Source organism: Bacillus seohaeanensis, from assembly GCF_042684945.1.
GTDB lineage: Bacteria > Bacillota > Bacilli > Bacillales > Bacillaceae_B > Rossellomorea > Rossellomorea seohaeanensis.
The window spans coordinates 1-22,074 of record NZ_JBHUMF010000029.1 but is presented as its reverse complement, the minus strand read 5'-3'; the positions used below and the strand labels follow the sequence as shown (position 1 = coordinate 22,074).

General features: G+C 37.6%; 22 protein-coding genes and 2 tRNA genes. 22 read left to right on the top strand and 2 right to left on the bottom strand.

From position 1 onward, the window contains the following. Positions 1-17 precede the first annotated feature (17 nt). The 6 genes from ACFSUL_RS11350 to ACFSUL_RS11325 all read left to right on the top strand — a co-directional run bounded on the left by ACFSUL_RS11350 (position 18) and on the right by ACFSUL_RS11325 (position 3,733). Positions 18-1,472, top strand: coding sequence for a bifunctional methyltransferase/pyrophosphohydrolase YabN (locus ACFSUL_RS11350; protein ID WP_377935470.1), 1,455 nt, complete (start codon positions 18-20; stop codon positions 1,470-1,472). Positions 1,473-1,505: 33 nt separating this feature from the next. Further along, entirely contained in the window at positions 1,506-1,775 is a 270-nt protein-coding gene (locus ACFSUL_RS11345) for an RNA-binding S4 domain-containing protein (protein WP_377935527.1), read from the top strand. Between the two features lie 86 nt (positions 1,776-1,861). Then, positions 1,862-2,164, top strand: coding sequence for a sporulation protein YabP (gene yabP / locus ACFSUL_RS11340; RefSeq protein WP_071414024.1), 303 nt, complete (start codon positions 1,862-1,864; stop codon positions 2,162-2,164). Next, entirely contained in the window at positions 2,161-2,796 is a 636-nt protein-coding gene (gene yabQ, locus ACFSUL_RS11335) for a spore cortex biosynthesis protein YabQ (RefSeq protein WP_377935467.1), read from the top strand. The genes yabP and yabQ overlap by 4 nt, the downstream gene beginning before the upstream one ends. A 54-nt stretch (positions 2,797-2,850) precedes the next feature. Continuing rightward, positions 2,851-3,225, top strand: coding sequence for an FtsB family cell division protein (locus ACFSUL_RS11330; protein WP_377935465.1), 375 nt, complete (start codon positions 2,851-2,853; stop codon positions 3,223-3,225). 91 nt (positions 3,226-3,316) lie between these two features. Continuing rightward, entirely contained in the window at positions 3,317-3,733 is a 417-nt protein-coding gene (locus ACFSUL_RS11325) for a S1 domain-containing RNA-binding protein (protein WP_377935463.1), read from the top strand. A gap of 147 nt (positions 3,734-3,880) precedes the next feature. Here the strand turns inward: ACFSUL_RS11325 and ACFSUL_RS11320 are convergent. After that, a tRNA-Glu gene (locus tag ACFSUL_RS11320) sits at positions 3,881-3,952 on the bottom strand. 11 nt (positions 3,953-3,963) lie between these two features. Beyond that, positions 3,964-4,040 (bottom strand) — tRNA-Met (locus tag ACFSUL_RS11315). Positions 4,041-4,495: 455 nt separating this feature from the next. Here ACFSUL_RS11315 and spoIIE point away from each other — a divergent pair. From spoIIE to lysS, 16 genes are all read left to right on the top strand, one after another. After that, positions 4,496-6,988, top strand: coding sequence for a stage II sporulation protein E (spoIIE, locus tag ACFSUL_RS11310; RefSeq protein WP_377935460.1), 2,493 nt, complete (start codon positions 4,496-4,498; stop codon positions 6,986-6,988). 96 nt (positions 6,989-7,084) lie between these two features. Next, complete coding sequence (locus ACFSUL_RS11305) at positions 7,085-7,825, top strand: VWA domain-containing protein (RefSeq protein WP_377935458.1); 741 nt, start codon at positions 7,085-7,087, stop codon at positions 7,823-7,825. Then, positions 7,794-8,813, top strand: coding sequence for a protein kinase domain-containing protein (locus ACFSUL_RS11300; RefSeq protein ID WP_377935525.1), 1,020 nt, complete (start codon positions 7,794-7,796; stop codon positions 8,811-8,813). Before ACFSUL_RS11305 ends, ACFSUL_RS11300 begins: the two co-directional genes overlap by 32 nt. A gap of 68 nt (positions 8,814-8,881) precedes the next feature. Continuing rightward, a complete protein-coding gene (gene tilS, locus ACFSUL_RS11295; protein ID WP_377935456.1) occupies positions 8,882-10,291 on the top strand; it encodes a tRNA lysidine(34) synthetase TilS in 1,410 nt (469 codons plus the stop codon). Then, positions 10,285-10,833 carry a hypoxanthine phosphoribosyltransferase gene (hpt, locus tag ACFSUL_RS11290; RefSeq protein WP_377935454.1) on the top strand — a complete coding sequence of 183 codons (549 nt, stop codon included), beginning with the start codon at positions 10,285-10,287 and terminating at the stop codon, positions 10,831-10,833. Before tilS ends, hpt begins: the two co-directional genes overlap by 7 nt. A gap of 111 nt (positions 10,834-10,944) precedes the next feature. After that, positions 10,945-12,921: an ATP-dependent zinc metalloprotease FtsH gene (gene ftsH, locus ACFSUL_RS11285; protein WP_377935452.1), complete on the top strand. Its 1,977-nt coding sequence runs from the start codon at positions 10,945-10,947 to the stop codon at positions 12,919-12,921. A 183-nt stretch (positions 12,922-13,104) separates the two neighbouring features. Then, positions 13,105-13,872: a type III pantothenate kinase gene (locus ACFSUL_RS11280; protein WP_377935450.1), complete on the top strand. Its 768-nt coding sequence runs from the start codon at positions 13,105-13,107 to the stop codon at positions 13,870-13,872. Positions 13,873-13,890: 18 nt separating this feature from the next. Next, the gene (hslO, locus tag ACFSUL_RS11275; RefSeq protein ID WP_377935448.1) at positions 13,891-14,760 is read left to right on the top strand and encodes an Hsp33 family molecular chaperone HslO; all 870 of its coding nucleotides are present in this window, start codon (positions 13,891-13,893) and stop codon (positions 14,758-14,760) included. Positions 14,761-14,839: 79 nt separating this feature from the next. Then, positions 14,840-15,736 carry a peptidyl-prolyl cis-trans isomerase gene (locus ACFSUL_RS11270; protein ID WP_377935446.1) on the top strand — a complete coding sequence of 299 codons (897 nt, stop codon included), beginning with the start codon at positions 14,840-14,842 and terminating at the stop codon, positions 15,734-15,736. A 150-nt stretch (positions 15,737-15,886) separates the two neighbouring features. Next, positions 15,887-16,813 carry a cysteine synthase A gene (gene cysK, locus ACFSUL_RS11265; RefSeq protein ID WP_377935444.1) on the top strand — a complete coding sequence of 309 codons (927 nt, stop codon included), beginning with the start codon at positions 15,887-15,889 and terminating at the stop codon, positions 16,811-16,813. A gap of 237 nt (positions 16,814-17,050) precedes the next feature. Next, positions 17,051-17,884: a dihydropteroate synthase gene (folP, locus tag ACFSUL_RS11260; protein ID WP_377935442.1), complete on the top strand. Its 834-nt coding sequence runs from the start codon at positions 17,051-17,053 to the stop codon at positions 17,882-17,884. Next, on the top strand, positions 17,877-18,236 hold the full coding sequence (folB, locus tag ACFSUL_RS11255; RefSeq protein ID WP_071413727.1) for a dihydroneopterin aldolase: 360 nt from the start codon (positions 17,877-17,879) through the stop codon (positions 18,234-18,236). Before folP ends, folB begins: the two co-directional genes overlap by 8 nt. Before the next feature lies 1 nt (position 18,237). Continuing rightward, positions 18,238-18,765 carry a 2-amino-4-hydroxy-6-hydroxymethyldihydropteridine diphosphokinase gene (folK, locus tag ACFSUL_RS11250; RefSeq protein ID WP_377935439.1) on the top strand — a complete coding sequence of 176 codons (528 nt, stop codon included), beginning with the start codon at positions 18,238-18,240 and terminating at the stop codon, positions 18,763-18,765. Next, positions 18,717-18,926, top strand: coding sequence for a helix-turn-helix domain-containing protein (locus tag ACFSUL_RS11245; RefSeq protein ID WP_377935437.1), 210 nt, complete (start codon positions 18,717-18,719; stop codon positions 18,924-18,926). Before folK ends, ACFSUL_RS11245 begins: the two co-directional genes overlap by 49 nt. 55 nt (positions 18,927-18,981) lie before the next feature. Further along, positions 18,982-19,980, top strand: coding sequence for a tRNA dihydrouridine synthase DusB (dusB, locus tag ACFSUL_RS11240; protein WP_377935435.1), 999 nt, complete (start codon positions 18,982-18,984; stop codon positions 19,978-19,980). A gap of 197 nt (positions 19,981-20,177) precedes the next feature. After that, complete coding sequence (gene lysS / locus ACFSUL_RS11235; RefSeq protein WP_377935433.1) at positions 20,178-21,674, top strand: lysine--tRNA ligase; 1,497 nt, start codon at positions 20,178-20,180, stop codon at positions 21,672-21,674. The last annotated feature ends 400 nt before the right edge of the window (positions 21,675-22,074 follow it).

Here is a 22,074-nt window from a genome sequence, read left to right as displayed (position 1 = left end):
AGCGATAGGAGAATAGAATGAAAAATACAATTACAATAGTAGGACTTGGTGCAGGAGATTTAGAACAGCTTTCCCTTGGAGTTTATCGCAAGTTAAAAGCAAGTCAACATATATTTTTGAGAACGAAGGAGCATCCGGTTGTAAAGGATTTGATAGAAGACGGCATTGAATTTGAATCCTTTGATAAAATTTATGAAAAACATGATCAGTTTGAAGAAGTATATAATGAAATCGTTCAAACATTAACAGTAAAAGCTCAAGATGATTCGGTGGTTTATGCAGTTCCAGGACATCCATTAGTAGCAGAAAAAACGGTTCAGATGCTGTTGGATTTGTCGAAGGAAGGTAATTTTAATGTTGTGATTGGTGGAGGACAGAGTTTTATTGATGCATTGTTTGCATCTGTTGGGGCAGACCCTATCGATGGCTTTCAGCTTTTAGACGGTACGGACTTAACACTTGGTGATATAAAAATGAATCAGCAATTAATCATCGGACAAGTGTATGATTCTTTTATTGCCTCTGAAGTAAAACTTACATTGATGGAGCTATATCCATATGACTATGAAGTTTTCCTTGTAACAGCAGCGGGGAGCAAACAGGAAAAGGTGGAGAAGATACCGTTAGTGGAGTTAGATAGAATCACAGAAATTAGCAATTTAACAAGCCTATATGTACCTGCAGTTCAAGAACTGGATAAAACGTTCAAGCAGTTTTCTACATTTAGAAACATTATAGCTGAATTAAGAGGTCCCAACGGCTGTCCATGGGATAAGGAACAAACTTTTGAATCATTGAAGAAGTATGTAATAGAGGAATTATATGAGTTGCTAGAAGCAGTCGAGGAAGATGATATCGATCATATCATTGAAGAGTTAGGCGATGTGTTGTTACAAGTGATGTTATATGCACAAATTGGCGAAGATGAAGGATTATTTGCCATAGAAGATGTAATAGAAAGCATATCGGCTAAAATGGTTCGGAGGCACCCTCACGTCTTTGGGACAGTAGAAGTCGAGAATGCAGAAGAGGTTGTAGCAAACTGGGAAGAAATTAAAAAGCAAGAAAAGCCAAGTGATACACAACCTTCTTTATTAAAGAATACGGCTAAAGGAATGCCAGCTTTAATAAAAGCCTATGAATACCAAAGAAAGGCTGCAAAGGTAGGGTTTGATTGGCCTGATGTTAGTGGTGCATGGGAAAAGGTTTGGGAAGAAATGAAGGAATTTGAGGTAGAAGCAGAGAATGGAAATGATACAGGCAGATTAAGTGAGTTTGGAGACATCCTCTTTGCGCTAATCAATGTAGGACGATTTTATAAAATATTTCCGGAAGAAGCATTAGCTTCAACAAATAAAAAGTTTTTTCAACGATTTTCTTATGTAGAAAAGGAAGTCAGAAAATCCGGGAAAGGTTTTGAAGAATATACATTGGAAGAATTGGATCATTTTTGGAATGAGGCAAAAAAATAAAGTAGAAAAGAAGGAGAAAAAAGAATGGGTACGATGCGATTAGATAAATTTTTAAAAATTTCAAGGCTAATTAAAAGAAGAACGTTAGCGAAAGAAGTAGCAGATCAAGGCAGGATCTCCATCAATGGGGTTCAGGCAAAGGCAAGTTCCAATGTAAAAGTTGGAGATGAACTGAGTGTTAGGTTTGGTCAGAAAATAATGAGGGTAAAGGTAGAAATGCTGAAGGAAACAACAAAGAAAGATGAAGCAAATGAGTTATATTCGCTTATTAGTGAGGAAAGAGTCAGCGAAACAAAGGAATAAAGAACACGTTACTTTAAGTTCTATTTTTGTCCCTTTCACATAAATATAGTTACAAAGCTTGTACTATGGGAATGTGAGGGATGAAAATGAATCAATACTATGATGGAAACAAAGATAAAGGTTCTTTTCAAGAGCATGATGTCATTATGAGAGGCCGAAAACTTCTAGATATTACAGGTGTTAAACAAGTAGAAAGCTTTGATAATGAGGAATTTTTATTAGAAACAGTAATGGGGTTTCTATCTGTTCGTGGGCATAATTTGCAGATGAAAAATTTAGACGTTGATAAAGGCATCGTCTCTATTAAAGGGAAGGTGAATGACCTCGTTTATATTGATGAACAAAGCGGGGAGAAAGCTAAAGGGTTCTTTAGCAAGTTATTCCGATGACCCTTACTGTTCAATTCTATACAATGCTTGCGATGATTGGAATGGGAAGCTTATTTGGAGCAGCTCTCGATACGTACAACAGGTTTCTCAATCGCCCAAAAAGGAAACGATGGCTTGTATTTCTAAACGACATTTTGTTTTGGATCTTGCAAGCTCTTTTCATTTTCTATATATTATTTATTGTCAATTTTGGGGAGATACGTTTCTATATCTTTATAGCCCTACTTTGCGGTTTCGCTGCCTACCAGGCAGTGTTAAAATATTTGTATTTGAGATTTCTTGAAGCTATTATACAGTTTTTTATTTCGTTGTATAACTTTATCGTAAAAATGTTTAACAATTTGATTTTTTCACCGATTAAATGGTTGATACTGCTTTTACTTTCCTTTTTAATAGGAATAGGGAAAGTTATTTTATCTATCTTGTTGTTTAGTTGGAAAGTCACCAAGTGGATTTTAAAGGTATTCTTTACTCCGTTGATTTGGGTGACGAATGGCATCTGGAGTATTTTGCCAAAAAGCATTACAAAAAATGTCGAGAAGTTATATAATAAAATAGCAGGAATTAGTAGTCTTTATATCAAAAAGGTTAATAAGTTCGTAACGAAGCTTTTCAACAAAAAGGAAAAGTGACTCTATAAAGCTTAAAAGCGTCAAGCTACACTAATTAAAAAAGGAGGCTCGGGGATGGGGAAAAATGTAACGCCTATGGAAAATGCCTACGTTCGTCAACAAGAGTTAATTACAAAATCAACTCAAAAAAGAAGGAAACGTCTTGTTCGCCGGTTAACTGTTTTCTTTTTGTTAGTTTTCACTATTAGTGGGATGTTAATTTCTACACTCCTTTCCCGTGCCGAAGTTCTAGAACAGAAAAAGCATGAAATGGAAAAAATGGAGGAGAAACTTTCTCGCCTTGAAAAAAAGCAAACTATTTTAGAAGAAGAGATAGTGAAGCTGAATGATGATGACTATATAGCTAAGCTAGCCCGTAGAGATTATTTCTTATCTGATGAGGGGGAAATAATTTTTAACATACCAGAACCGAAGAAAGATAAGCAGTAAGAAGAGTTGTCATATTGACACTCTTTTTTTAAATTAGCTATAATATATAGTAAGGTTTACTTTTATAATTTTAAGGAGGAGCATTTCTTTTATGTCAATTGAAGTAGGCAGCAAGTTACAGGGAAAGGTAACAGGCATTACAAATTTTGGAGCGTTTGTGGAATTACCAGAAGGTTCAACAGGACTTGTCCACATTAGTGAGGTTGCAGACAACTATGTTAAGGATATTAACGAGCACCTTAAAGTTGGCGATGAAGTAACTGTAAAAGTAATTAATGTGGAGAATGACGGGAAGATTGGCTTATCGATCCGTAAAGCGAAGGATCAACCGCAACGCCCACAACGTCCTCAGCGTCCTCGCAATAACAATAGACAAAATGATCATCGCCCAAAGGAAAATTTTGAGCAAAAAATGGCGCGTTTCTTAAAAGATAGTGAGGACCGCTTATCATCACTTAAGAAAAATACAGAATCAAGACGCGGTGGAAGAGGCGCAAAAAGAGGTTAACTTGCTGTCTATAACTATATAGCAGGTTGGGGTAAAACAGAGACTAAATGAAGGGTATTCCCCTTTTTAGTCTCTGTTTTTTTATCGACAAGTATTTTTACTGCAAATACAAAAAAACCTGAAAGCTTTTGCTTCAGGTTTTTCTTATGACCCGTACGGGATTCGAACCCGTGTTACCGCCGTGAAAGGGCGGTGTCTTAACCGCTTGACCAACGGGCCGTCTTAAAAAATGGTAGCGGCGGAGGGGATCGAACCCCCGACCTCACGGGTATGAACCGTACGCTCTAGCCAGCTGAGCTACACCGCCATAAATTTGTACTATTTAAAAAGCACAAAATCTATAATACATAGAATTGAAAAGCTTGTCAATAGAATTTATAAGCAAAAATATTCCTTATACTAACGGGGGCACTACTTGATTCTTTGAGAAGTCGTTAGTAAATATCGAATTAGTTTGAACTTTAATGGCAGGAACCTTCATTATCTAACAAAAAATCCCTTAATGCTTCCTTATAGAATATTAGGTTGAAACTAGAGGGGGAATATCAAGGGCCCATTATATCAATGTATTTTAACTGTTTTAGTAGATTAATGGTAGTAAATAACGATAATAGATTTTAAAATATTCGATGGTTTTTCAGTTATTGCCTAGAAAGTGGTCGAAAGTTTCTGATAATTAAACTCCTTATTTTGACAAAGTTTTAAACGTATCTAATCTATAATGAACAACAATTGAAAGTAAATGGGGGAGTGTGTTAAGGAATGGAGAAAATAGAACATAGTGTAATGGAGCCTGCACGGAACGTAGATATGGAGAATACGAGGTTGGAATTTTCAAAAGGAATGAAGTTCATTCAGGCGAAGTTAGAGTGGTTTTTTATTCAAAAAGGTGTAGCGTTATTCATTATTGGCTTCTTGCTTGGAAGAGCTTTAATATTGTCTCATCTTACTCCTTTTGCCTTGCCTTTCTTCGCTTCCGTATACATTGTGCGAAGAGATCGGTCACCACTGGCACTTATCGGTTTACTGGCGGGATCACTCACAATTTCATTAGCTAATATTAGTTATACGTTTGTGGTAACCGTATTATTCCTATTAACTTTTCGTCTGACACAAAACTATCGAAAAAGTGATATGAAGGCGGTTCCGTTTTTTGTCTTCTTTTCCTCGTTATTTGCTACATTAGCGTTTGATTATATGGGACAAGCTCAAACTCTGACTATTTATAATGGTGTTATGGCCCTTGTAGAGGCGAGTCTTACCTTTATATTAACGTATATCTTTATTCAAAGTATTCCTCTAGTGACGGTTAATCGCCAAAGAGTTTCATTAAAGACCGAAGAAGTGGTAAGTCTTATTATTCTTCTAGCATCGGTTATGACAGGAACTATTGGTTGGTCTCTTTACAACCTTTCTATTGAGCATATTCTTTCCCGATATTTGGTCATCCTTTTTTCCTTAATTGCTGGAGCTACCGTTGGTTCTACTGTTGGTGTTGTCACAGGTTTGATATTTAGTCTGGCAAGTGTTTCAAGTCTTTATCAAATGAGCCTTTTAGCATTTTCAGGTTTATTAGGGGGACTTTTAAAAGAAGGAAAAAAAATCGGAGCAGCTATCGGACTATTGATTGCAACATTATTAATTGGAATGTACGGGGAAAGCGATCCGAATTTAACGAAAACATTATATGAATCAGGCGTAGCAATTTTATTGCTATTTTTGACCCCTCAAAGCCTTATGTCTAAAATAGCGAAACATATACCAGGAACTGCTGAACATATGCAGGAGCAACAACATTATATGCGAAAAGTAAGAGATGTAACGGCAGATCGGGTCACACAGTTCTCTTCGGTGTTTCAAGCACTTTCGAACAGCTTCAAACAGATGGAAAAACAATTCGATGAAGAACAAGAAGAAAAAGAGTTTGATTATTTCCTCAGCAATGTTACAGAACGAACATGCCAAATGTGCTTTAAAAAGGAACAATGCTGGTCACGAAATTTTGATGAAACGTATAATTTAATGAAAACGGTCATGACGGAGTATGATGAAGGAAATATCCCGCTGAGTCCTAGGATTGGAAGAGAGTTGGATAATCATTGTGTAAAGGCAAAAAAAGTACAAGATGCAATTTATCAAGAGCTTACTTTTTACCAAGCTAATTTAAAATTAAAAAAGCAAGTACAAGAAAGCAGAAGGCTCGTAGCGGAGCAGCTATCGGGAGTATCCGTAGTAATGGAGGACTTTGCAAGGGAGATACAGCGAGAACGGGAAAATCACCAAATTCAAGAGGAGCAAATCCATCGTGCATTACAAGAGTTAGGGATCGATATTGAAAATGTTGAAATTTATAGCCTTGAACAAGGAAGTGTAGATATTGATATGATAACGCCGTATTGTGGAGGGCATGGGCAGGGCGAAAAATTAATTGCACCGATGCTTTCGGGTATTTTAGCAGAAACGATAATCGTGCAGAAGGAAGATTGTGCAAGTTTTCCAAATGGACAGTGTCATGTGACATTCCGTTCTGCGAAAAAATTTGTCATTGATACAGGTGTAGCTCACGCAGCTAAAGGGGGAGGATTAATTTCAGGTGACAGTTATTCAATGATCGAGCTTGGAGCAGGAAAATATGCTGTTGCAATCAGTGATGGAATGGGGAATGGGGAACGAGCCCATTACGAAAGTAGTGAAACATTAAGTCTTTTGCAAAAAATACTAGAAACAGGAATAGATGAACAGGTGGCGATAAAATCCGTTAATTCCATTCTTTCGTTACGAACAGATGATGAGATTTTTTCTACTCTAGATTTAGCAATGATAGATCTTCAAGATGCTTCCTCAAGATTTTTAAAGATTGGGTCAACACCAAGTTTTATAAAACGGGGAGATAAGGTCGTGAAAATTGAAGCGGGTAATTTACCAATGGGAATATTTGATGATGTAGATGTAGATGTTGTTTCAGAACAATTGAAGGCAGAAGATTTGCTCATTATGATGAGTGATGGCGCATTTGAAGGACCAAAACATGTAGAGAACTATGATTTATGGATGAAAAGAAAAGTGAAAGAACTAAAAACGGATGACCCTCAGGAAGTTGCAGACATCATTATGGAAGAGGTGATAAGGTCAAGTGGTGGATTAATAGAGGATGATATGACAATTGTTGTTTCGAAAATTAAACATAATATACCGAAGTGGACATCTATTCCTGTGCAAAATATGAAACCAAAAAGTAAAAAGCAAATCTCGTAACGAACACAGGATGCTTCTGAAATAAGTTTTAGTAGAGTATAAAAAAACTCCTATTAGGCGATGCTGATACCATCTTATCATTAGGAGGGGAAGAGGATGAAGACAGGAACACTTCGTCAAATTCTATTAATAACAGATGGTTGCTCTAATCAAGGTGAAGATCCAATTGCTATGGCTGCACTTGCTAAGGAACAAGGTATTACTGTAAATGTTATCGGTGTAATGGAGAATGATGTAATAGATGAAAAAGGAATGCAGGAAATAGAAGGCATTGCATTGTCTGGCGGCGGTGTTAGTCAAGTAGTCTATGCGAAACAGTTATCCCAAACAGTACAAATGGTTACAAGAAAAGCAATGACCCAAACATTACAGGGGGTTGTAAATACAGAGTTAAAACAAATCCTTGGAAGTTCTGCTTCTATGGAAGAACTCCCACCAGAAAAACGGGGTGAGGTAATGGAAGTAGTGGATGAGCTAGGGGAATCAGTTGATATAGAAGTGTTGATTCTTGTCGATACAAGTGCAAGTATGAAACACAAACTTCCGACGGTTAAAGAGGCGCTATTAGACTTGTCTCTAAGCTTGAATGCGAGAATGGGAGATAATAAGTTTTCCGTGTTCGTATTTCCTGGGAAACGAAAAGATGTCGAAAAATTACTGGATTGGACACCAAAACTCGAAGCATTGACAAGTGTATTTTCAAAGTTATCCCCCGGTGGCATTACCCCCACTGGTCCTGCGTTAGCAGAGGCTCTGTCCTACTTTGAGAAAAAACGTTCATTAAGGGGATTGCTCTCACGTGACGATGATGAACAATACTTTGAAGAAACAATTTAATTTCCCTGTAGGAACAGTCATTCAAGGTAAGTGGTATAAAAAGCAGTATACGATCGTGAAAGAATTGGGGTTTGGTGCAAATGGAATCGTCTATCTTGTACAAGGGGCGTCTGGTTACCGAGCACTAAAATTGAGTGATAATAATGTTTCTATTACTTCAGAAGTAAATGTTTTAAAGTCTTTTTCAAAGGTCCAAGGGGCACCTCTTGGACCTAGGTTAATAGATGTAGATGATTGGGAAGTGAGAGGGAAAAAGATTCATTTTTATGTAATGGAATATATTCAAGGCTCTGATCTATTAACATTTGTTCAGAATAAAGGCGTATCTTGGACGGGTGTACTAATGGCGCAGCTCCTTTCTGATCTTGAACGTATTCACCAAGAAGGATGGGTATTTGGTGATTTAAAACCAGAAAACCTTATTGTGACAGGTCCTCCATATAGAATACGGTGTATTGATGTTGGAGGTACGACGATAAAAGGAAGAGCTATTAAGGAATTCACTGAGTTCTTTGATAGAGGTTATTGGTTAGGGGGGTCACGGAAGGCAGAACCTAGTTATGATCTTTTTGCTGTTGGAATGATTTTTATTAATCTCTCCTATCCGCGGCGATTTACGAAAAAAGATCAAGGTGGAATCACTCAATTGAAGCAGGCGATTAACCAGAAGCAAAACCTTCAAAAGTTTCAACCGACAATTGAAATTGCATTAAAGGGGAAATTTCAAACAGCAAGTGAGATGAGAGACAGCCTTTTGGATGGGCTATCTACTGGTCGGTCGTATAATTCATCTACCAACAGAAAAACTTCACAACAATCTAGCAAACAAGCAAGACCCCCTTCTTCTAAAAATAGAAATAATAAACAGAATACAAGTAGATATCAAAACAATCGCCAAAAGAAGACTAGCCATTTTCTAGAAACAGTACTTGTTGTTTGTATTGTTTCACTATTATATGCTCTTTACATATATGGTGAATTAATGTAACAGAACGTGTGTAATGGCTAAAAAATTGATACAATAAGAGAAAACGATTAGGAAGAGGCTTTAAGGAAATGTTTGAACAAAATGTAAAGGAGTTTATCAATAAGCACGATCTTATTTGTCCAGGTGACGTCATTGTAACAGCTGTTTCAGGTGGACCTGACTCCATCGCTCTGCTTCATTTTCTTCATGACTATCGTGAAGTTTTAGGGATTACTGTTATAGCGGCGCACCTTGACCATATGTTTAGAGGGGAAGAATCTTATCAAGAGCTCCTTTTCGTACAAGAATTTTGTAGGAAACATGATATTCCTTTTTATGGGGAACGTATAAATGTAGCGGAAGAGATGAAAACGATAAAAGAGAGGGGGCAGGAAGCGGCAAGGCATTTTCGATACAAGTTTTTAAAAGAAGTAATGGAGAAAACATCTGCAACAAAGCTTGCTTTCGGGCATCATGGAGATGACCAAGTGGAAACAATTTTAATGAGACTGACCCGTGGTTCGGGAGGAGTAACGAGAGCGGGGATCCCTGTTAAACGCCAATTTGCTTCAGGAGAAATTATTAGACCATTTCTTTCGGTTAATAAGGAAATGATAGAGGAATACTGTAGAAGTAAATCTCTTGAACCAAGAAGGGATCCTAGTAATGAGAAAACGAACTATACGAGAAATAGATTTCGGAAAACGGTTGTACCTTTTCTAAAAGAAGAAAATCCAGCTGTTCATGAACAATTTCAGCGGTTTAGTGAAGAATTGAAACAAGATGAAACACTCTTAGAGGAATTAACGAGACAAAGCTTGAATAAGGTATGGAATAATACTTTTTCTTTTTTACATATCAATGGTTTTTTAACGATGCCTCTGCCTTTACAAAGAAGGTCGATTCATCTAATATTAAATTATCTTTACAAAGCTAAACCGTCTTCTTTATCGTCAGTACATATTTACGATGTGTTGGGTATATTAAAAGGAAAATCTCCAAATATATCCTTGGATTTACCGGAAGGGCTTAAAGTTACACGTAGTTATGATAAATGCTATTTCCACTTTGATGATTTACCAGATGTTTCGTCTGATTATTGCTATAGGCTTTTGGTGAATAGGGAGGTTGAAATTCCAGATGGAAGCCAGTTTGTTTTGAAAGAAAAAATTGGCTATGAGAAGGATGCGGAATTGGACTATCTTTTCGTAAACCCTAACAAAGTTACTCTGCCATTAGCGGTAAGAACAAGGAAGCCTGGCGATAAAATAAAACTCAAAGGGTTAAATGGCACAAAAAAGTTGAAAAATCTCTTTATAGATGAGAAAATCCCGCTGCATGAAAGAAACAGCTGGCCGATAGTTGTCGATGCTGATGAGAATGTTCTGTGGGTTCCTGGAATTAGAAAGTCGAATTACGATATGGAAGAAAGCGAGCATTACAGTTTAGTCTTACAATTTAAGAGGAATCCATTTCTAGGAGGAAGTAAAAAGTGTTAAACCAAGACATTGAAAAAGTATTAATTTCAGAAGAAGAGCTTCAAGAGAAGGTCAAAGAATTAGGTAAGCAGCTTACAGAAGAATATCAAGATCGTTTTCCACTAGCAATTGGTGTTTTAAAAGGAGCTATGCCGTTTATGGCTGATGTACTTAAACGTGTAGATGCTTATATGGAAATGGACTTTATGGATGTTTCTAGCTATGGAAATTCCACTGTTTCTAGCGGTGAAGTAAAAATCGTTAAAGATCTTGATACAAAAGTAGAAGGAAGAGATATTTTAATAATTGAAGATATTATTGATAGCGGTTTGACACTCAGCTATTTAGTAGAACTTTTCCGCTATCGTAAAGCGAAATCAATTAAAATTGTTACTCTTTTAGATAAGCCATCTGGACGAAAAGCGGATATCAAAGCAGATTATGTAGGATTTATCGTTCCTGATGAGTTTGTGGTTGGATACGGTTTGGACTTTGCTGAAAAATACCGTAACCTTCCTTATATTGGTGTATTGAAGCCTAAAGTGTATACAAAACCAGAATAGGTGTAATGTAAAGAGGGATTAGACTAACCCTGATGCTAATTTGTTGTAATGCCATGATTTTCTATGATACTATTTTATATAGTTTGTTTACCGTTTGGGAGGAGGTAAGGGATGAACCGGATCTTTCGAAACACCATCTTCTATTTACTAGTATTTCTAGTCATAATAGGTGTGGTGAGTTACTTTAATAATAGCAATGAACCAACTAAGAATATTGAAACTGGTGAATTTATAAACAACTTACAAGAAGGTGAAGTAACCTCATTCTCTGTTCAACCAGGAAGAGGAGTTTATGAAGTAAGAGGCCAGTTAGAAGGATTTAAAGAAGAGGAATACTTCTTAACATATGTGTTAACAACAGACACTCAGCTAATGAATCAAATTCATGCTGCTGCTGCTGAACAAGAAGTAGATGTTAATGTCCTTCAAGCAAAAGAAACAAGCGGATGGGTATCGTTCTTTACGACCATCATTCCATTCGTGATCATCTTCATTCTGTTCTTCTTCCTTTTAAACCAAGCTCAAGGCGGCGGAAGTCGAGTAATGAACTTTGGTAAAAGTAAAGCCAAGCTTTACAATGAAGAGAAAAAGAAAGTTCGCTTTAAAGACGTAGCGGGCGCAGATGAAGAGAAACAGGAACTTGTGGAAGTCGTTGAATTCTTAAAAGACCCACGCAAATTCGCCGATGTGGGTGCACGTATTCCTAAAGGGGTCTTGTTAGTGGGTCCTCCAGGTACAGGTAAAACGCTTCTAGCTCGTGCTGTTGCAGGAGAGGCTGGGGTTCCATTCTTCTCTATAAGTGGTTCTGACTTCGTTGAAATGTTCGTCGGTGTCGGTGCTTCTCGTGTACGTGACTTGTTTGAAAACGCAAAGAAAAATGCTCCATGTATCATCTTTATCGATGAAATTGATGCTGTAGGGCGTCAACGTGGTGCAGGACTTGGTGGGGGTCACGATGAACGTGAGCAAACCCTAAACCAATTGCTTGTTGAAATGGATGGATTTGGTGCCAATGAAGGAATTATTATTGTTGCTGCTACTAACCGCCCAGACATTCTAGATCCAGCCTTGTTACGTCCTGGTCGTTTTGATCGACAAATTACTGTTGACCGTCCAGATTTAAAAGGGCGCGAAGAGGTATTAAAGGTACATGCACTTAATAAACCTCTTGAGGAATCTGTTGATTTAAAAGCTATTGCAATGAGAACACCAGGCTTCTCAGGTGCTGACTTAGAAAATCTTCTAAACGAAGCCGCACTTGTTGCTGCTCGTCATAATAAGAAAAAAATCGATATGACAGATATCGATGAAGCAACCGATCGTGTTATTGCAGGACCTGCTAAAAAGAGCAAGGTCATTTCTGAAAAAGAAAGAAAAATTGTTGCTTTCCATGAAGCAGGACATACTGTTATTGGAAATGTTTTAGAAGATGCAGAGATGGTGCATAAAGTAACGATAGTACCTCGTGGTCAGGCTGGTGGCTATGCTGTTATGCTTCCTAAAGAGGATCGTTATTTCATGACAAAACCGGAGCTTTTCGATAAAATTACTGGTTTACTTGGCGGTCGTGTAGCAGAGGAAATTATATTTGGCGATGTTTCTACCGGGGCTCACAATGATTTCCAACGTGCTACAGGAATTGCTCGTAAAATGGTTACCGAATTCGGAATGAGTGATAAGCTTGGACCACTTCAATTCGGTCAAGCGCAAGGTGGTCAAGTATTCTTAGGTCGAGATATTAATAATGAACAAAACTACTCAGATGCGATTGCATATGAAATTGACCTTGAAATCCAACGTTTCATTAAAGATTGCTACGAGCGTGCGAAAGTAATTCTTACGGAAAATAAAGATAAGCTTGAATTAATAGCGACTACTTTATTAGAAATAGAAACTTTAGACGCTGGTCAAATTCAAAGTTTAATGGAACATGGAAAGTTACCAGACCGTCCAACATCTTCTTCTGATGAGTCAGGGGAAAGTAAAGACGTGAAGGTTACTATCCAAAAGAAAAATGAAGAAGCAGAAACAACTAGTGAAGAGACACCAGTTGAGGAAGCCTCAGAAGAAAACAAAAAAGAAGATTAACAATAACAAAAAGCACCCATTGCGGTGCTTTTTGTTATTGTTAAGGAAATGATAAAATGTGACATGTGGATAGTATTTCCATAGTAAAAAACGTTAAGTTTTAGCAAGGCTTCTAATTACCTACAAATAAAAAATGTGGTATGATGTTGGCAGTGTGAAAACAATGGTTTAGTAGGTGAGAAAATGATTTTTGTTATGGATGTGGGGAATACCAATATAGTATTTGGTGTGTACGAAAAGGATTATTTGAAATATCACTGGAGAGCAGAAACAAACCGTCATAAAACGGAAGATGAATTTGGTATGTTCGTAAAAAGTCTATTTGAGCATGTTGGACTCACTTTTGATGAGATTGATGGTATTATTATCTCCTCTGTAGTACCACCAATCATGTTTTCGTTAGAACGTATGTGTAAAAAGTATTTTAGCATTTCCCCGCTTATTGTAGGACCTGGCATTAAAACAGGACTAAATATTAAGTATGAAAACCCAAGAGAAGTTGGTGCAGATAGAATTGTTAATGCGGTTGCAGGAATCCATGAATATGGAGGTCCATTAATCATTGTGGATTTTGGTACAGCAACTACCTATTGCTATATCAATGAGGATAAGCAGTATATGGGTGGAGCAATTGCTCCTGGTATTGGAATATCAACAGAAGCTCTCTATTCCAAAGCAGCAAAGCTTCCAAGAATTGAGATTGCTCGACCAGAAAGTGTAATCGGTAAAAATACAGTATCTGCAATGCAAGCAGGAATTTTATATGGTTATGTTGGGCAAGTTGATGGTATCGTGAAAAAAATGAAAGCTCAAAGTAGTACAGAACCAACAGTCATTGCAACAGGTGGTTTAGCAGCTCTAATTGGGCAAGAAACGAACCTTATAGATGTTGTAGATCCATTTCTGACACTAAAAGGGTTAAAGCTGATTTATAAAAGAAACTTGAATTAAATGAAAGGAGAAACAGCAATGAGTGACTACTTAGTAAAGGCGTTAGCGTACGATGGACAAGTTCGTGCGTATGCTGTTAAAAGCACGGACACAGTTGGAGAAGCACAAAGAAGACATCAATCATGGCCAACTGCCTCTGCCGCACTTGGACGATCCATCAGTGCAGGTGTAATGATGGGGGCAATGCTTAAGGGCGAAAATAAAATAACGGTTAAGGTTGAGGGTGACGGTCCAATAGGGCATATTTTAGTGGATAGTAATGCGAAAGGGGATGTGCGCGGTTATGTTACAAATCCCCAAACGCATTTTGATTTAAATGAACATGGTAAGCTAGATGTCCGCCGTGCTGTAGGAACAAACGGTACACTAACTATCGTGAAAGACCTTGGCATGCGAGAAAACTTTTCCGGTCAAGTTCCACTTGTATCAGGCGAATTAGGGGAAGATTTTACTTATTATTTTGTTACCTCAGAACAAGTGCCATCATCTGTTGGGGTAGGAGTCCTTGTTAATCCGGATAACTCCATCCTTGCTTCGGGCGGTTTTATTATCCAATTAATGCCGGGAACAACAGATGAAACAATAACAAAAATTGAAGAAAGACTAAAACAAATCCCGCCTATTTCAAAATTGATTGAAAAGGGACTTTCTCCAGAAGAGATTTTAGAAGAGGTGCTTGGAAAAGGCGAAGTGAAAGTTTTAGAAAAGCTGCCAGTTCAGTTTCAATGCCGCTGTTCAAAAGAGCGATTTGGCAATGCAATTATTAGCCTTGGAAATGAAGAAATTCAAGATATGATTGATAAAGAAGGAAAAGCTGAGGCACAGTGTCACTTCTGTAATGAAACGTATGTTTTCTCAAAAGAAGAATTAGAAGGTTTATTACAATAGTAAAATAAAATTCCATCATCAGGAGGAAGCAATCCTGCTTGGTGGAGTTTTATTTGTATACAAGGGGAAGTGAAAGAAATTGAAGATTAAACGATCCGCCTTATTATCTGTAATAGCTATTCTGCTTATAACGAATATCGTTACGCTTGTTTTGTGGGGAAAAGGAAATAAAAGCTTAAGTGGTACGGATGCGGCTTCTGAAACCGTTGCAACAGTTGGAGATGAAGTGGTAAGCAGGGAAGACTGGTTACATAGATTAGAAAAAAAGTACGGCGAACAAGAATTAAAAGCATTAGTTAATCAAAAGGTAATGGAGAAGGTTGCTAAAGATAATGGGATTGAAATATCTAAAGAGCAAATTGACCAAGAATATGAGCTTATCCAATCAGTATACAATACATATGACCAAAAAATGGTGCTCGATGAAGATGCAGTCCGGAAACAATTGAAAGCGGAATTGATGTTAGAGGAATATCTTACAAAGGATGTGAAAGTAAAGGAAGAAGATATGCTTTCCTACTATGAAGAAAATGAAAAGCTATACCAAATTCCTACTATGTACAAGCTTGCACAAATAACTGTTCTAACTAAAGAAGATAGCGACCAAGTAATAACAGAATTAGAGAATGGGTCGAGTTTCAAAGTTTTAGCAATGGAACATTCAGTAGACAAGCAATCATCAGCACTTGGTGGAGAAATTGGGTATATTCCAGTTAATTCCGGTTATTTATCAAAGGAAGCCATTAAGGAATTAGAGTCACTAGACAATGGGGAGTGGACGAATCCAGTGGCAGTGGATGATCATTACGTTATTTATCGTCTAGAAGGGAAGACGAAAGAAAAACATTATAGTTTTGATGAGGTGAAGCGACAAATTAGGAGACAAATTGCACTGGAACAGTTAGAAACTCCAGTACAACCAGAAGATTTTTGGGAAGAAGTTGGAGTGGAATGGTTTTATGGCAAGAAGCAATAAGGAACTCTAGAGGCATTAGTTGATAAGTAGGGGATAAAATAGGAGTGAAATTTAAGGAGAAAAGAAGTGCTTTTTCTTTGACAAATTGACGGAAAATTGGTAAATTTACTTAAAACCAATAAAAATACTTGGAATTTGGGGTGGAGAAGCATGGCGAGAGTTGCAAATTCAATTTCAGAATTAGTAGGAAGTACACCTGTAGTAAAACTAAACAGATTAACAGATGAAAACAGTGCTGATGTTTATTTAAAACTTGAATACATGAACCCAGGAAGTAGTGTAAAGGATCGAATTGCATTAGCGATGGTTGAAGCAGCTGAAAAGTCAGGAGAGCTTAAACCAGGTTACACTATTGTAGAACCTACAAGTGGTAATACAGGAATTGGTTTAGCTATGATTGCAGCAGCAAAAGGTTATAAAGCGTTGCTAGTAATGCCTGATACGATGAGCATGGAAAGACGTAATTTGTTAAGAGCATACGGGGCTGAGCTTGTTCTTACTCCTGGATCGGAAGGAATGAATGGTGCTATTCGTAAGGCTGGAGAATTGGCAAGTGGCGAAGGTTACTTTATGCCACAGCAATTTAATAATAAAGCAAATCCGGAAGTGCATCGTCTCACAACAGGAAAAGAACTTGTCGAGCAAATGGGTGATCAACTAGATGCATTTGTTGCCGGGATCGGTACAGGAGGAACAATCACTGGTGCAGGGCAAGTATTAAAAGAGAAGTACCCTGATATTTCTATTTACGCTGTAGAACCTACAGACTCTGCCATTTTGTCTGGAGGAAAGCCAGGTCCACATAAAATTCAAGGAATCGGTGCTGGGTTTGTTCCAGAAGTTTTAGAAACAGATATTTATGATGAAGTGATTCAAGTGTCAAACGAAAATGCCTTTGAATATGCAAGAAAGGCTGCGAAAGAAGAGGGTGTCCTTGGTGGAATTTCCTCTGGAGCAGCAATCTATGCAGCAATTGAGGTTGCGAAGAAGCTTGGAAAAGGTAAAAAAGTAGTAGCGGTTCTTCCAAGTAATGGTGAGCGTTACTTAAGTACTCCGTTATATCAATTTGAAGACTAATAGGTGTATTAAGAGGAAAGGGCTGCTTAAAATAGCGGCTCTTTTTTCTGTGAAAAAAGCATTTGTAAAATAATTGTACGATGAAACTCGACAGAAATTCCTGTATCATGGAAGAGGTAAAGAGCACATTAAAACAAAGATAAACGGTAGGAGTGAAGGCACCTTGGTATTACGTTTATACGTTAGTGTATTTCCCTCTACCAGTGTCCAATGTCCAATTAGTAAGGGGGAAGAAGAATGAGTAATGTTATTCAGTGCGGTCCTTATTCATTAGATTTTTCAAGAAAAACATATATTATGGGGATATTAAATATAACTCCCGATTCCTTTTCTGATGGAGGATCCTATAACGAATTAGATGCAGCGGTAAATCATGCAAGGAAAATGGTTGCGGATGGTGCGGATATCATTGATATAGGTGGAGAGTCAACGAGGCCCGGTCATATACAGGTTTCTGTTGAAGAAGAAATAAAAAGGGTTGTTCCAATTATCGAAGCCATTTCAGCAGAAATAAATGTACCGATTTCTATTGATGCATATAGGGCGAAGACAGTAGAGGCTGCAATTAAAGCTGGAGCTCATATTATCAATGATATTTGGGGAGCAAAGTATGAGCCGGAGATGGCAAAGGTAGCAGCGGAAACAGGTGTACCAATTATTCTTATGCATAATCGGGATAACAGGAATTATACTCATTTTATTAGAGATGTTATTCAAGATATTCAAGAAAGTATTTTTATCTGTAAAAAAGCTGGTGTACAGGATGATAAAATTATCCTTGATCCTGGAATCGGATTTGCAAAAGATGTAGAGTTGAACATAGAGATGATGCGAGAATTAGATAAATTTGTCGGGCTTGGCTACCCAGTGCTATTAGGCACCTCGAAAAAGTCGATGATTGGACAGATTATGGACCTTCCCGTGGAGGAAAGATTAGAGGGAACAGGTGCAACAGTTTGTTATGGTATTCAAAAGGGTTGTCATATTATGAGAGTTCATGATGTGAAAGAAATAAGCCGCATGGCGAAGATGATGGATGTTCTTGTGGGAAGGAGAGGGATTGATGGATAAGATCATTTTAGAAGAAATGGAGTTCTACGGTTATCATGGAGTTTTTTCAGAGGAAAATACATTAGGCCAAAGATTCCGTGTTAGCCTTGAACTTCACCTAGATTTAAGAAAATCAGGGCAGTCTGACAATCTCAAGGATTCCGTTAATTATGCAGAGGTTTATGGTGTATGTAAATCTATTGTAGAAGGAAAACCGATGAATTTAGTGGAAGCAGTAGCAGAAAAAATAGCTGCTTCTTTACTTGAAAGCTTTGATATAGTGAAAAGCTGCACTATTACTTTAATTAAACCAGATCCCCCTATACCCGGACATTACAAGTCTGTGGCGGTAGAAATAACTAGGAGCAAATAAGATGAAAAATATTGCGTATATATCGTTAGGCTCCAATATAGGAGACCGAAAAACGTATTTAGAAGAAGCGGTCGATATTCTTAGTAGTCACGGAGATATCGAAATAACGAGTGTTTCCTCTATTTACGAGACAGATCCAGTGGGATACACAGAACAAGGTAAATTTTTGAATATGGTAGTGGAAATAAGTACGGATTTAAACCCTGAAGTCCTGTTACACCAATGTTTACAGATAGAAGAGGACCTAGGAAGGAAGCGGCAATTCAAATGGGGGCCACGAATAATAGACCTTGATATTTTACTCTATAATGACGAAAATATTGAATCAGAGATTCTTCAGATTCCACATCCGAGGATGCAGGAGAGAGCATTCGTTCTAATACCACTACTAGAAATTGCTCCAAGCCTTATGCATCCTAAATTCAAGGCCCCTTTCATTGACATTCTAGACGACATACCTGATAAAGAAGGAGTTCGGTTATGGAAACAGATAAATGGGGAAGACGCATTCGTGCATTTAGAAAATTAAAAGGATACACACAGGAAGGACTTTCAAAGGAATTGGAAATTTCCGTTTCTGTCCTTGGAGAAGTAGAAAGAGGAACGAGGATGCCTACGGAAGATTTCCTTAGAAAGGTAGCGGAGGTGTTAAATATTTCTGTAGAGGATTTAATACCTGAGGAAGAATAGTGGTACAGATATGTTTCCGTTTATATAGATGGTGACTGTTTGGGGATGTTTTACTTTGCTGAAAATTGGCAATATCCAAATGGATACTCCAGTCATTTTAGCTCCAATGGCTGGAGTATGGAACTCTGCTTTCAGATTAACGGTGAAAGAATTTGATGCAGGGCTTGTCTGTGCAGAGATGGTAAGCGATAAAGGAATTGTCCGTCAAAATGAAAAAACAATGAACATGCTTCACATTAATGAGCGTGAATATCCAATGAGCTTGCAAATCTTTGGTGGTGAAAAAGAAACGCTAGTAGAGGCTGCTCAATTTGTTGATAAAAATTCAAATGCGGATATTATTGATAGTAATATGGGGTGTCCTGTACCAAAAATCACAAAATGTGATGCAGGTGCTAAATGGCTTCTAGACCCAAATAAAATTCACGAAATGGTTTCAGCTGTAGTAGATACTGTTGATAAGCTTGTAACTGTCAAAATGAGAGTAGGTTGGGATGAAGACCACATATTTGCGATTGAAAATGCGAGAGCGATTGAAACAGCAGGAGCTCAAGCTGTATTTCTTCATGGGCGTACACGTGTTCAAGTGTATAAAGGAACAGCGAATTGGGATATCATCCGTGATGTAAAACAAGCTGTTAACATTCTTGTTATCGATAACGGGGATGTGAAAACACCTCAAGATGCGAAAAGGATGTTAAAAGAGACTGGTGTAGACGGTGTTATGATTGGAAGAGCGGCACTAGGGAACCCGTGGATGATTTACAGAACAGTACAATATTTAGAAACGGGTAAACTGATAGATGAACCATCTGTAAGAGAAAAAATGGATGTTTGTAAACTTCATTTAGACCGATTGATTAGCATAAAAAATGAAAATATCGCTGTTCGTGAAATGAGAAAGCATGCAGCATGGTATTTAAAAGGTGTTCGTGGGAACGCGAAATTCCGTAACCAAATTAATCAGTGTGATACAAGACAAGAACTTGTTTCTGTACTAGAGCAACTAGCAGAAGAAATTGAGGCGAAAGCAAGTCGAGTATCTGCGGGATAAGCAAGTTAATGTATTTCTTATCTTAATATGTTATTCTATAAAAGGCATGAACTAAAGAGTAGAAAGGCTCTTTGGGACTGCCTTTTTTTATAGTTCTAACACTTTAGGGGTGTTACAAGCCTTTTTATTGTGTAAAATAGTATGGTATTAAAACATATAAAATAGCAAATCGCAAACGGAAAGTAGATAGAATAGGAGTGGAAAATATGAATCACGAAGAAATCAACGATCAATTTCGCGTCCGTCGGGATAAAATGGATGCTTTGCGCGAAAAAGGATTAGATCCATTCGGTAAACGCTTCGATCGTTCCCACGATTCAAATGAAATTAAAACACAATTTGAGGAATTCTCAAAAGAAGAGCTTGAAGAGAAAGAGATTACTGTTACCATCGCTGGCCGTATTATGACAAAGCGTGGGAAAGGAAAAGCGGGTTTTGCTCACATTCAAGATCTACCTGGCCAAATCCAAATTTATGTTCGTAAAGATGCTATTGGGGAAGAACAGTATGAAATCTTTAAAACTGCAGATCTTGGAGACCTAGTAGGAATTACAGGTACTGTGTTCAAAACAAAAGTAGGAGAGCTTTCTGTAAAAGCACAAGAATTCCACCTGCTTACTAAATCATTACGTCCATTACCAGAAAAATTCCACGGTCTAAAAGATGTTGAGCAACGTTACCGCCAACGATACTTAGATCTTATTACGAGTCAAGAGAGTAAAGAGACGTTTATTACTCGCAGTCGTATTATTCAATCTATGAGAAGATACTTAGATGATAATGGTTACTTAGAAGTAGAAACACCAATGATGCATGCTATTGCAGGAGGAGCTTCTGCCCGTCCGTTTATTACACATCATAATGCGTTAGATATGCCTTTGTTCATGCGTATCGCAATAGAGCTTCATCTAAAAAGACTTATTGTTGGTGGACTGGAAAAAGTATATGAAGTAGGGCGAGTATTCCGTAATGAAGGTGTCTCTACTAGACATAATCCTGAATTTACGATGATCGAACTCTATGAAGCGTATGCAGACTACCGCGATATCATGTCTTTGACAGAAAATCTTGTTGCTCACATCGCAAAAGATGTACTTGGTTCTACTACTGTACAATATGGAGAACACTCCATTAACCTTGAACCAGAATGGACAAGACTTCATATGGTTGATGCTGTTAAAGAATATACAGGTGTAGATTTCTGGAAGCAAATGTCTGATGAAGAAGCAAGAGCATTGGCTAAAGAACACGGAATTGAAATTAAAGATAATATGCAATTTGGACATGTTGTTAATGAATTCTTCGAACAAAAGGTCGAAGAGAAGTTAATTCAGCCTACATTCGTTTATGGCCACCCGGTGGAAATCTCACCGCTTGCAAAGAAAAATGATGAAGACCCTCGTTTTACTGATAGGTTTGAATTGTTTATTGTGGCCCGCGAGCATGCAAATGCCTTCACTGAGTTGAATGACCCTATCGATCAAAGGGAAAGATTTGAAGCACAGTTAAAAGAAAGAGAAGAAGGTAATGATGAAGCTCATATGATGGATGAAGATTTCGTAGAAGCGCTTGAATATGGTATGCCTCCAACAGGTGGTCTTGGAATCGGAATTGACCGTCTTGTTATGTTACTGACCAATTCTCCATCTATTCGCGATGTATTACTATTCCCATTAATGCGTCATCGTGATTAGTTTATAGTAGTAGGTAGGAGATTTTGATTGTTTAGTGCCCGGTAGTCTCTATCTGAACGATATATAGTGCCCTTTTTGTTCAGGATATACTATATATTGTTTGAAGAGAAGCCGGGCATTTTATTATAAAATCAGCTACTTTTCTGACTACCATATTTTCCTTAGTAAATATAAAAAATAAACAAAAAAACTGTTGCATGAATTTCGAGATGGTGGTATATTATTATCTGTTGCCGCAAAACAGGGTGACACACATCGAATAACTTTTTCAAAAAAAGTTATTGACACTGAATATTGTCGGTGTTATGATATTAAAGTCGCTTAAAACGAGCGGCAAACACATTGAACTTTGAAAACTGAACAAAGCAAAACGTCAACGTTAATTCAAGTTTTATTTTAA